12 protein-coding genes and 1 tRNA gene are annotated in these 11247 nt (G+C 55.2%); 5 read left to right on the top strand and 8 right to left on the bottom strand.

Annotated elements, in window-relative coordinates; genetic code table 11:
* The first annotated feature begins 225 nt into the window (after window positions 1-225).
* From CPH89_RS18745 to CPH89_RS18735, 3 genes are all read left to right on the top strand, one after another.
* Entirely contained in the window at window positions 226-477 is a 252-nt protein-coding gene (locus tag CPH89_RS18745) for a type II toxin-antitoxin system ParD family antitoxin (RefSeq protein ID WP_232005386.1), read from the top strand.
* A 130-nt stretch (window positions 478-607) separates the two neighbouring features.
* Window positions 608-811 (top strand): hypothetical protein, encoded by a 204-nt coding sequence (locus tag CPH89_RS30615; RefSeq protein WP_232005384.1) that lies wholly within the window; start codon window positions 608-610, stop codon window positions 809-811.
* Window positions 812-923: 112 nt separating this feature from the next.
* A complete protein-coding gene (locus CPH89_RS18735; RefSeq protein WP_371850827.1) occupies window positions 924-1751 on the top strand; it encodes an SMP-30/gluconolactonase/LRE family protein in 828 nt (275 codons plus the stop codon).
* Window positions 1752-1778: 27 nt separating this feature from the next.
* On the opposite strand, the gene CPH89_RS30725 is transcribed toward CPH89_RS18735, so the two are convergent.
* The 3 genes from CPH89_RS30725 to CPH89_RS18725 form a co-directional block, all read right to left on the bottom strand.
* Entirely contained in the window at window positions 1779-1910 is a 132-nt protein-coding gene (locus CPH89_RS30725) for a hypothetical protein (RefSeq protein WP_255311511.1), read from the bottom strand.
* 129 nt (window positions 1911-2039) lie between these two features.
* Window positions 2040-2591, bottom strand: a complete 552-nt coding sequence (locus CPH89_RS18730; RefSeq protein ID WP_167422748.1) for a tetratricopeptide repeat protein — start codon at window positions 2589-2591, stop codon at window positions 2040-2042.
* 246 nt (window positions 2592-2837) lie between these two features.
* A complete protein-coding gene (locus CPH89_RS18725; RefSeq protein WP_053254975.1) occupies window positions 2838-3092 on the bottom strand; it encodes a hypothetical protein in 255 nt (84 codons plus the stop codon).
* Window positions 3093-3373: 281 nt separating this feature from the next.
* Here CPH89_RS18725 and CPH89_RS18720 point away from each other — a divergent pair, with 281 nt between their 5' ends.
* A complete protein-coding gene (locus tag CPH89_RS18720; RefSeq protein WP_053255352.1) occupies window positions 3374-4600 on the top strand; it encodes an MFS transporter in 1227 nt (408 codons plus the stop codon).
* 81 nt (window positions 4601-4681) lie between these two features.
* Here CPH89_RS18720 and CPH89_RS30195 read toward each other — a convergent pair.
* Window positions 4682-4829, bottom strand: a tRNA-OTHER gene (locus CPH89_RS30195).
* Window positions 4830-4994: 165 nt separating this feature from the next.
* On the opposite strand from CPH89_RS30195, the gene CPH89_RS18715 reads away from it, so the two are divergent.
* The gene (locus tag CPH89_RS18715) at window positions 4995-5357 is read left to right on the top strand and encodes a hypothetical protein (RefSeq protein WP_053254974.1); all 363 of its coding nucleotides are present in this window, start codon (window positions 4995-4997) and stop codon (window positions 5355-5357) included.
* On the opposite strand, the gene CPH89_RS18710 is transcribed toward CPH89_RS18715, so the two are convergent.
* The 4 genes from CPH89_RS18710 to CPH89_RS18695 all read right to left on the bottom strand — a co-directional run bounded on the left by CPH89_RS18710 (window position 5338) and on the right by CPH89_RS18695 (window position 11182).
* Window positions 5338-5835 carry a DUF2514 family protein gene (locus tag CPH89_RS18710; RefSeq protein ID WP_053254973.1) on the bottom strand — a complete coding sequence of 166 codons (498 nt, stop codon included), beginning with the start codon at window positions 5833-5835 and terminating at the stop codon, window positions 5338-5340. The genes CPH89_RS18715 and CPH89_RS18710 overlap by 20 nt on opposite strands.
* Window positions 5832-6365: a glycoside hydrolase family 19 protein gene (locus CPH89_RS18705; RefSeq protein ID WP_053254972.1), complete on the bottom strand. Its 534-nt coding sequence runs from the start codon at window positions 6363-6365 to the stop codon at window positions 5832-5834. The genes CPH89_RS18710 and CPH89_RS18705 overlap by 4 nt, the downstream gene beginning before the upstream one ends.
* Before the next feature lie 278 nt (window positions 6366-6643).
* On the bottom strand, window positions 6644-8347 hold the full coding sequence (locus CPH89_RS18700; RefSeq protein WP_141125145.1) for a hypothetical protein: 1704 nt from the start codon (window positions 8345-8347) through the stop codon (window positions 6644-6646).
* 387 nt (window positions 8348-8734) lie between these two features.
* Window positions 8735-11182 carry a glycosyl hydrolase family 28-related protein gene (locus tag CPH89_RS18695; protein ID WP_053254970.1) on the bottom strand — a complete coding sequence of 816 codons (2448 nt, stop codon included), beginning with the start codon at window positions 11180-11182 and terminating at the stop codon, window positions 8735-8737.
* Between the last annotated feature and the right edge of the window lie 65 nt (window positions 11183-11247).

Raw genomic sequence — 11247 nt, 5'->3', positions numbered from 1 at the left:
AGTCAGCAAAAAGCGTCAATACTTTCGAGCTGACCTACTCAACGGGAGACAAAGACGCTCATGGAAACCCGCCAGACCATACCTTCTTTTTGGAACGACGACGCGACGCCACTGAGCGACATCGGTCAGTGCCTTCTTGCAACACGCCAACGGTCCAGCAGGATTGAATCCTACTCAACCCCTGCGCACGTCGACATGCGCTCAACTCAGCAAATGAGCATTACGGTGCCACTCGAGATGGCCGCCCTGGTCAAAGCCAAAGTGGCTGCCGGTGAGTACGCGACCGAGAGTGAAGTCATCCGCGACGGCCTGGGGGTCCTGCTGGCACGTGACCGCGCGATGGCGGACGGGTTGCGCGACCAGGTGATTCCAGCGGCCGCCGCGCTCACGGCCGCCCCTGGCCGAGCACTGTCCGCCGAGCAGGTTCGCGAACACCTGGCGGCCAACCGTCAGCGAAAAAGTACCGAAAAACCGTGAGTCATTCGCTAGCCTTTGCGCCTGAGGCGTTAGGCCAGCTTGACGCCCTCGAGGGCGACATCAGCGAAACCGAATCCCCCGTCGTAGCGGCGCGCTTTGTTGACAACATCATCAGCTACTGCGCAAGCCTTTGCGTGTTTCCCTTGCGCGGCCCCGTCGTGACGACCTGCTACCCACGTTGTGCATCACCCATTACCGACACATCACGGCCATTGCGCTCAGTGTGGCCGCCGAAACGCCCACGGCGTCGATCCTCGGCCTGCCTTTCGGTGGCCAGGACTATGCCGCGCGGTTCCACAATCACGGCGAACACGCGCCCTCGGCAGATGCGTGAGACGCCCAGCGACGCTGAGCGACAGCTTGATCAATAAACAAGGAAGATAAACATGACTGACACCGGATCCCTGCATCAATTTCTGCGCTGGGGGCTAAGTCTGATCGGCTTGATGGGTATGGCAACCCTGGGCTTTTTCGCCTGGCAAAGCTTCTATCCCGTCAGCGCAGCGCCGGGCTGGAGCGTTCAAACCGTGCACACCGATGTACCCAAAGCCGCCTCGCTGATGCCTATGCCTGACGGCTCGCTGATGATCAGCCAGGAACTCAACGATGCGAAAGGCAGCATCGTGCGTATTCACCCCGACGGGCAGCGCGAAGTGGTGGTCGGCAGCCTGTCCAAACCTGACGGCATGTTCGCAACCCACGGCGGCTGGGTGTTCAGCCAGGAGACCGGCGATGCGCCCGTCAGTTTTCTCAAGGAGGGTGTCGTCACGGAGCTGTTCAGGGGTGAAAACGTTCAAGGCCTGTGGGTCGAGGGTGACGATCTCTACGCCATCGAAGACCGCAAGGACAACGGCCGGCTATTGCGTTATCGCTGGAGCGACCAATCCCTGACCGTCGTGCGTGACCAACTGCACGAAGGCGAATCCATTACGCGTTGCACCGACGGCCGAATGCTCTACACGGAAAAGAAAAAAGGCGTGGTACGTGAGCTGACCGACGACGGCAGCGACCCTGTGGTGTTGGCGGGCCTGAACAAACCGACGTTTTTGATGTGCGATGAACGCGGGCTGTGGGTCAATGAAGACTCGACGCATCGGGCAAGGTTGCTGCTGATCGACAAACAGGGACAGCAACAAACGGTGCTGTCGTTCTTGAAGGCGCCGCAGTCGATTGTGCGCACGGGGGACGGTACTTATTTACTGGCCGAAGGGGGTCGTAACCGAGTATTGAAACTGGTGAGCACGTCGCTGGCAGTGGCCAGCGACGGCCTGTAAAGCACTAGCGCGGCCCCGAGGGACACGCTACTGGCAAGTCCCACCCTTGTGGTGCGACCCTGTGCCACCCACCGGATGCGTGCCTTTCGGGCACGCCACCGCGAACATCGGGCTGACGGCCAATACCACCAGCAACCCTAGCAACGACAACGTCTTCATAACATCCTCCGTGACGATCACACTGCATGATGGCACAAGGATATCATATCACCCATACGCAGGCCTCGGCCGAGTGCTGCCGCCAGAACAACAGCGGGTGCCAGTCGCGGCGACATACAGCCATCAGTTTCACGCCTGCGGCGCAGCAGCAATGGCTTCGGCCAGGTCTTCGTACTCTTCGCAGGTGGTACTGCACAAGGCTTTGATTTTCACCAATTGCTCTTGCGCCAAGTCGATGCGGCCCTTGATCACGTAGGCCTCACCCAGGTACTCGCGAACCTGGGCATAGTTGGGGTCGAGCGCGACCGACTGCAGGTAATAGCCGATGCCCTCATCGGTACGCCCCAGTTTGCGCGTGGCATAGCCGCGATAGTTGAGGGCCTTGGCGGTGTTCGGGTTTTGCAGGGTATCGAGCAAGGCCAGCGCCTCGTCATAGCGGCCATCTTTGGCCAGCCGGTAGGCATAGTCAGTACGGTCGGTGTCTGAGGTGGCTTTGCTGGTTTGCAGCACGCACTTTGCGGTCTTGGTGTCCCAGACCTGGCCTTTGGGGCAATTGGGCTTGGGCGGCGCCGACTCATCACCGGAGGCGCAGGCTTGGCCTGCGAGCAAAGCAGCGCTCAGGCAAGCGCCGAATAAAAGTGCAGCGCGGTAGCCAACGGCGTGTTCGGGGCGGCTCTTCATGGTTGTCATGCTCCGTAACGATAGGGAGGTACACCAGCAAACAACACAATGCGCCCTTTTCACCAGCAGGTTAAGCCTCGGGTGACTGCCGGCTTTTGGGCGATTCGCGCCCAACAACGCGGGGTTATTCACTGACGCAAATGATAGAGGCGAGCCCGCCGAGAAAAACCGGGGCACCCCACGACGAAAAAGCCCCGTAGCGTGTTTGGCTACGGGGCTTTTTCAGGTCATGGCGGCGCGCGTCATTCAGCGCCCCCGCTCTTTATTGGCTTGGGCAAGAACCGAGGCAGCCAGAGATTTTGTTGGCCCACTGTATTGATCGCTTTGAAGCGCCTTCCCGGCCTTCTCCTCCATCTCTGCACTTGTCTGCTTATCGGTACCGCTCTGAACCAACGCTGAGGCGGCAAGGCTTTTGGCAATGGCTGAGGAATGGGGGTTGCTGAGCGTTTCAGCGGCCAGACTGGCCATGTTATCGGAGGTTCTTTTGGTGTTTTTGCTCATGCTGCAGGTCCTTTGCGGTGTGGGATTTTCTACCTGAAAATGCCTCAAAACCACGATAGGCAGTTACCGCGAGAGGCGCAACGCGTGGCTTGTAGGCGACATTGGAGAACAGGGTACGAAACGCGCAATCGTCCTGTAGGGCGTCGAATCGATTGCACTGATGGTTATTATCGAAACGATCGCCTGTGTGATTAGCCAAACCGATTCCTATAATCGCCTCCACTTTTCATGCCCGTGCATCGCTTGATTTCAAGCGACATTCCCCTATGGAAGCCACCACCATGCCAAGCGTCAGCCAGGCCCCCAACGGCCCCCCTGAACATAATCAACAGAGTGTCAAACAGCAGTGGCTGGCGATTCTCTCGGTCGCCGTAGGTGCCTTCGCCCTGGTGACCAGTGAGTTTCTGCCCGTGGGCGTACTCAACGACGTCGCCAGCGACCTCGGCATCAGTGCCGGTCATGCCGGCCTGATGGTCACCCTGCCCGGCATCATGGCCGCCCTCGCCGCGCCTTTGCTGTCTGTGAGCATTGGCGCCATGGACCGTCGCTACCTGCTGATCGGCCTGACGCTGATCATGATCATCGCCAACACGGTCGTGGCCTACGCCAGCGACTTCAACCTGCTGCTGTTCGGCCGCGTGCTGCTGGGTATCAGCATCGGTGGTTTCTGGGCAACGGCCATCGCTCTGAGCGGCCGCCTGGCCCCCAAAGGCGTGGGCGTGGCGAAGGCGACCTCGATCATCATGATGGGGGTGACCCTGGCCACCGTACTGGGCGTGCCCGTGGGTACGTGGCTGAGTGGCCTGATGGGCTGGCGCATGACCTTTCTGGTCACCGCACTGGTGGGCGTACCGGTGCTGCTGGCGCAGGTATTCCTGCTACCACGGCTCACCCCGGAAAAGGCTATTCAGATCCGTGACCTGCCAGCCTTGTTTATCAACCCGCAAGCACGGGTCGGCTTGATCGCGGTCTTGCTGATCGGCCTGGCGCACTTTGCGGCATACACCTATGTCGCGCCCTTCTTCAAAAACAGTTCCGGCTTCGACGGCCCGACCATTGGCTCACTGCTACTGCTCTATGGCGTGGCCGGGGTGATGGGTAATGTCTTTGCCGGTTTCGCTGCCAACCGCAGCGTCCGTCACACCCTGCTGCTGGTCGCGTTGATGATCGGCACCAGCACCGCGCTGTTCCCCTACTTCGCCACCGGCATGACCGGCGCCGCCATGCTGATCGCACTCTGGGGCTTCGCCTTCGGCGCCTTCCCGGCGTGCGCCAGTATCTGGATGTTCGTCGTCGCGCCCAAGGACGTCGAACGCGGCATGCCGCTGTTCGTTGCCTTGTTCCAGGTGATCATCGCTTTGGGGTCGTTCTTCGGCGGGCGAATTGTTGATCAAATGGGTAGCGCGGTGTTGTTGAGTCTGGCAACAGCGTTGGTAGGATGTGGTTTTGTGACGGTGCTGGTGCTGGGGCGCAATGTCAGCAATAGCTTGGTGGCCCAGCCCGGTTAACCACACTTCAGAAACAAAACAGCCCTATTGAAAACAAAAAAGCCCCGTCGCTTATTCAGCAACGGGGCTTTTTCTATGTAATGGCGGAGAGATAGGGATTCGAACCCTAGGTACCGGTGAAGGTACAACGGATTTCGAATCCGTTTTCGATGCAAATGATCATTGAGGCGAATTCTTCAGACCCCTTTCAGGCCCTCACTTTCAACGCACCACGACACAACACCTCTCCACATCTTTTGGGGGAGTGATTCCCCCGAATTTCCCCCAGCGTGAATTTTACCATTTTCACGACCATGATGCCGCCTGCCCGCCAATATACAGTTCGTCGCCTAAAATCGCGCCACGATCAAACCTCGATTACTGTGCGCGCATACAGTACTTGAACTTGCCCACTATGAACCCCATCGATGAAGACACCTGTGAGTGGCTTGGATGCCCTACGCCCCTGGAAATGTACCAGCACCAATGCGCACTGCTCGAGGACGAGCTGACCGCGACCCAGAAGCGGCTGACTGAGGCGCGCCGCAACATTGCCGGGCTGGTGCAGATGTGCGACCTGCTGTCCACCGGCAAGGCCTCGGCCGAGGCTGAACTCAAGAAGGCACTCGACAACATCGCCCGACTGAATCATGAAGCGTGGGAATTGGAAGGCGAGGTCCGTGCCCTCAATTCGGTCGCCGGCCAGCGGGATCTGCTGCTCAGGGAGAATCAGCGCCTATTGCTGGAACTGAGCGTACTCAGGGGACCACAGCCCTGACAGATTGGTAGCTCCGCTCGCAAGTCAGGCCGGCTATTCGGGCGCGGTCATAAGCCGCCGCCAGCTCTCCCGCTCTTTTGTCAGCCCGCTGGAGCAGGTCGGAGAGCACCATGGCGGCGCGGGTGGCTGAAGCGCCTCGCTGGGCAACTCCGGGATCGCCGCAGGCAGTGGCGGCAAACTTACCGGCTTCGATGTGCAGGCTGTTACCAGCAGCATCGGCAGCGCCAGCATCAACAGCTGCAGCTTTGTTTTGTTCTCGCGCATCGCTTGCTTCCTTATTCACCGCCGACTGCCGGCGCTGTTCTTCTGTTCTGGCTTTAGTGCCGGCCTCTGTGACGGCGAGAGCGTTGGACTCACCAATCTCTGCGAGCTGTTTACCGTAACGCCAGTCCTGCACCTCCCAGGTGGCGACTGCTGTACCGGCCATCAACACCAGCGCCAGCAACACCAGACCTGCCAGCTTCTGCACCGGAGTCATGCCAGCACCTTCAGCGCCCTGTCGTACAGCGCCTGACGGTCGGCCTGGCCGGTGAGCCCGCCATTGATGCGCCTGGTGATCTTCGCGAAGTCCTTCTGGTCTGCCAGGGTGTTCAGCCCTCGCGTGGACCAGAACCAAGCTGCCGACATCGCGGCGTGCTGGGGCTGCTCGAGCAGCTCCGGTTGATTGATCAGGTCCAGACCCAAGGCTTCACCGCACGCGGCATAATTCGCCCGGCCGGTAATCTGGATCAGGCCACGGCCACGGAACTTGGAGCCATCACCCTTCACGGTGTTGCCCAGGTCAGCACGGCCTTCATAGCCGAGTTGCTGCGCCGTCGGCCCCCAGATCTCGCGCAACCAACAAAACTGGCCTGACTCATGCCCGACCTGGGCAATGAACGCAGACACACGCAGAGTGCCGACAATGCCGTAACGGTTCATCGCCGTATTCAGGACAGGAACAAAAACGCCGGCTTGGCGGCCGGCGTTCGGGAGGATCTGCAGCAACTGCTGCTCGGTGATTGGCATGCTTTTCTCCAGGCGATAAAAAGCCCGCACATGGCGGGCTTGGTTGTTCGGTTAGTGCTATGGATGAAAATTTATTTGTGCATGTCCTATGCGACTCTCATGGGCGCTTGGCGCTAGTCGAGGGAACTGCTTTCCCCAGTTCTTCCCATCGAATGGCGCAGAAAGTGGCACAACAGATTCCCCCCCCCACCCTCCCCAGCGTCCTGCTGACACTTGCAAAGCCACTTCCCTTTTTTTGAAAAGTACGCATCTAATGCCGGGCCCTCTCCTCGCAACCGTTACCGCATATGGACGCCGCCAGTAGGCCCTACCGCACAGCGAACTTCGAACTGTCTAAGCGTGATTGGCACTGAACTGATGACCGGATCGAAGCGTAAAATGTTTTCGAAGCCGGTCTTGCTGTGAATTTTGATAGCGAACTCTCCGTCGCCAGCGGGCAACTGATGACCCTCTGCATATTCCTCTGAGAACGACTTAGCGCCAGTTGGCAGATAGAAGAGCTGCGCGAAGTTTGGCGAATCCAGGTGGTAGGAGCCGCTGACCTGAAGTACGGTGCAATACTTAAAGTAGCTTGAGTCTCTAGCCGTGATTACCATCATCGGGTCAACAGCGGTGCTCAACACCACTCCATTCATCCCCTTGTTGGTTACCGTAGCGTTGTGATACACCACGCTCTCTTCACTGTCCGTGATGCGGAAGATCGGCGGTGGATTATTCGACCAAAGCGGGATTGGCGTTATAGTGACTAGGTCAGTGTAGGAGGCGCCGGCGTCTAAACTTTTGTAAAACACGTTCAGCATGTTCAAGCCGGGGTGAAGATCGGCACACTCAAAAGGAACGCCTCTGGATAGACCCTTGGAAAGGCAGCTCAGAATGCCGAGGCGAATCTTTTTGGTTTCCCTATAGAAGTCAGTGTGATCCATGATCTTGGAGTTGAATATAAGTGTCAACAGAACGAACAGGGAGATAAATGGAATCTCTGGACGAGTGGCCTCTGACGGATTTCGCCTTACCATCCGCTCCATAAGTAACGCGATGATCCAGGGCCACAGTATGCCAGCCCAAAAAAAGTGAAACCGGCCATATCCATATATGAAAATATCAGTAGGCAAAACAATGCTATCAGGTCTTAGGTTTGTGCGACCTGCCGCAATAATGCACAAATATAGAGCGACAACACCGAAAACGCAGAGATAAACGACAGATGCGTTCCAAATCTTTGTTCCAGAATCATTTTTCTTAGCCTCAAGCAGGGCAAGAACCCCCAACAATGAGGATAGGATAAAAACGGCGATACTCACTGACATGGATAGTTCTGGCATCTGAGTGGGTAGCATTAATGCTCTGCCAACTTTTCCAAGCATGAAGTACCAAAAATCACTTTCCCACGGGTACGCCATAGGAGCATCAGGCCGATGCGTGCCGTGCTGCACCCAGATCAAAACCCAAAGCTGGGCTGCTACCGACAGCACGGTGGGGATCGCCATAGTCTTTGCACAGAACCTAATGCGCGAACTCTTGGCTGGATCTAAAGCAAAGCTGAATATGATCAATCCAGCCAAGATCGAGAGGTTGGCGAACGCGCCGCTGGTATAGGTGAAGCCTGATATGCCCGCAAGTACGAAAATCAACGGGCCTGAAATCCTATAGTCTTGCTTCGACAAAACCAGATAAACGATCCAAAGACTGCACAGCAACGGAACTGCTTGATGAAATGCCATATTCTGCCAACCCCAATAAGAGTCAGGCTGGAGCATAAAAATAGTTGTTGCGAATGCCAGGGCCCTTATGGTTTTTCTGCTTGTGCAAACTTTTAACAGCTTCCATTGCAGTAAAAGTATACCGCCGAGAACGACTACCATAGATATTGCTTGATAAGCCACAGAATTTCCGTCAAGAAATTTAAAGGCTATCGCGTCAAATATAAGTCCAACTGGGTATAACGTATCGTTTGCAGGGTAAGTTATGTAATCCCAGTCCATGCGACCCGCGTCATTAGATGCGTACTGCCTCATGTCATCAAGAAACGGAAGGTCGATTCCGAACCTGAGCCATGAAAGTATATTTATTGCAAAACTTATGATAGGGAGAGCTACTAACAGAATAGCTACTACTCCGTTTATGCCGCCGACCATGCCAAACCTTTTCATTTTCTTCCCTTGCCATGAATTTATGCGCAAAAATACCTGAACGCCGGCTAAAAAACCATCACCGGCGCAGCACTTCAGATACCCTTCACGTTCACGGACGCTTCAATGGCCTCGGCTGGCGCTTAAGTGGCTAGCGCTACCGAAGCAAGCAGGAGCGCAGCCTGACTTTTAATAAATCGTGCTGAGGCTAGAAAATGGGAGCCTGGACCTCCATTTATGCTATTTCCCGGATACGCTGCATCCAAATCTCACAACTGCTGATCCAAGGTTTGCGGCTGGCGAAATTGGGGATATAAAAAATTTAGCGTTGGTCGCAGAGGACGCGTCATATACATATTGAATATTGAACCCTATTGAGCCATTAGCTGCAACTAAATATCCAAAATCCGGGGTGCTGGCGAACATACCATCAGGCAGAGGTATATCCTGTACGAACGTTGCCTGGCCAGAGAATGCGATAGTGAAGCTTAGGGTGTACGTGCTGGCAGGGACGATGGTTGTACCAGACACGCTCAGTTCTACGCCGGTAATTCCTTGTCCATATCTACGTCCAATCTTATTAGCAACACTGCCCCCATTAGTGTTAATAATGTGGGTGCAAAATGCTGCGCGAATGTTGTCTATGAAGTTATTAGACGAGTCAATGCACGTAATGGCGCTCAGCAAACTGCTACCGGAAACATTTGTTACAGTGGATAATCCACACCCACTAAGGATTACTCCTGAGTTAAGGGACTTTGTATTTAGCGCAGAGTCGCCGTTACAGAAAATAGAATCTACTGTGCTCCAGTTACCGCCAGTAAGATACACGCAGATACCAGGAGCGTCAATGGATCGAGTCTGTAGGTAGATGTTTTGATTAACAACATGAGACTGGTTCTGTTTTTCCAGTAAAACACCAGCAACTTGACAATTCACATGCCCCTGCCCGATATGCATACCCAAAGAGCCGCATATTGACGATGGAAGCACGCTAATACCAGAAGTGTATCTACCTAGAATTCCATACCGCACAGCCACAAACTCATAGTCGTAGATATGCCCGCCTTCCAGATAGTCCGGCATAAGAATGCCCGTATCTGAATAGAATCCCCAGATACGACGCAGACTAAAATCCACTACAGCACCGTTACCGCTGACTACCACGCCGTGACCTATCAACGCATCCGTTAAAGGATTCGCTGGGATGACACCGCGGTTTGACAGATCTTCAGCCGAAAAATTGATAATAGAGTGAAATTGTACACCCATACCCCAACCGGCGTTGTCAGTAGTGCCACGAGTGTCAATATGACTCACGTATGCACGCTTGGCTGTACGGTCACCAATGATGCGCAGCGCAGTATCGTCACCGTTGTATTGAGGTGATCCGTCAATCATCAGACCGACATGAGTGGTGCTGGCACTGTTAGTTAGCAGCGTTGCCCCGGATGCGTACACCCCGCCTGCTGCGGAGTTCTGAATCACGCGAATTCCCTTAGTTGCGCCCGTAAATGTAAAGGTGGTGATGTTTACGCCGGAGCCATACATACCATACGGCGCAACATGCTGAAGGCGGGCGGATACGACGTAGTTGCCGGCAGGATAGTGAACATCAGGAAATGCCGCATGAACTCGCGTGATGGCTGCGAAATCATCGGTCACGCCGTCACCTTTGGCGCCTCCGAGCTTAACGCTGATGATGCCGTTATGGTTGAGCAGCCAGCGGCCTGCACCATTATTGGGGGCGATAACCTTTACGTCATCAGGAGTTGCCACTGACGATGAATCAAATCGCCAGAAGGAATGCCCACCATCACCAGGTAATGAGTAGCCCTGACGATATGCGTATTTTGCCGAAGAGGTAGATAGGGACTTCAGCGCGGTAATGTTTGCAACGGAGATACTTACCGAGTCACGGTCTGGCTTTAGATCAAGTGCATTCTGCTGGGCAATCGAAACAGGCTTATTGATATCAGAAGTATTATCTAAGTTACTGAGACCAACGTCAGACTTATTAATATTTTTGAAGGCTTTATCACCAGCCCAGAACTGACCTGAAGATCCTGTAGAGATTGTTGGCTCTCTGGTATTGATGGCGGCAGATAAATCAGTGCCGGTAACGTTTGCAGCTACCCAGCCTGAGGTTGAGTAAACCTTAATCGCCTGAATGATAGTGTTGAAATAAGTATCGCCAGGTTGAAGATCGCTCCCATCTCCCCTGGCGACTGGGTCAATCGAGGCTGGCGAAAGGAATGGAGCGACCTTGGCTGTGGCTTCTGATGCAGCTGTCTGAGCATCATTGGCAGAGGCTTGTGCTGCATCAGTGGCTGCAATCACTGCGGACGCGGAGATTGCTCTCTTGCCAGTGTCAACTGCAACGCCGGCGGTGTTCTGCCAGACAGCGTAGATCTCATCTGCATTAGAGGCTGCAACAAGGAAAATCTCTCCGGCCACTGTTGCGGAAATGCCGGCAGCAGTTGTTGGATAGATCTTTGTTGCAAAGCTGATCTTCTCGGCGCCTTCCTGCTGGATGTCGGCAATGACCTGTTTGAGGTTTTTGATATTTCCAGAATCTGTCGGGATTAAAAGCGCATCAATTGCGTCATTATTGAACCGGTAAGTGATGTTGCTGCCGATCTCCGCGCGAACTGTGGCGATCTCAAGACGCTGAGCCTGGTCAGTCATGTCGTTTCCTTGGGGCGTGTTTAATGAGCGCAGCCGGGTTCGGCCAACGAAAGTTGGGGCGTATC

The organism is Pseudomonas fluorescens (assembly GCF_900215245.1).
Lineage (GTDB): Bacteria > Pseudomonadota > Gammaproteobacteria > Pseudomonadales > Pseudomonadaceae > Aquipseudomonas > Aquipseudomonas fluorescens.
Note: the sequence above shows the minus strand (reverse complement) of the source record. Positions and strands in the feature narration are given on the sequence as shown.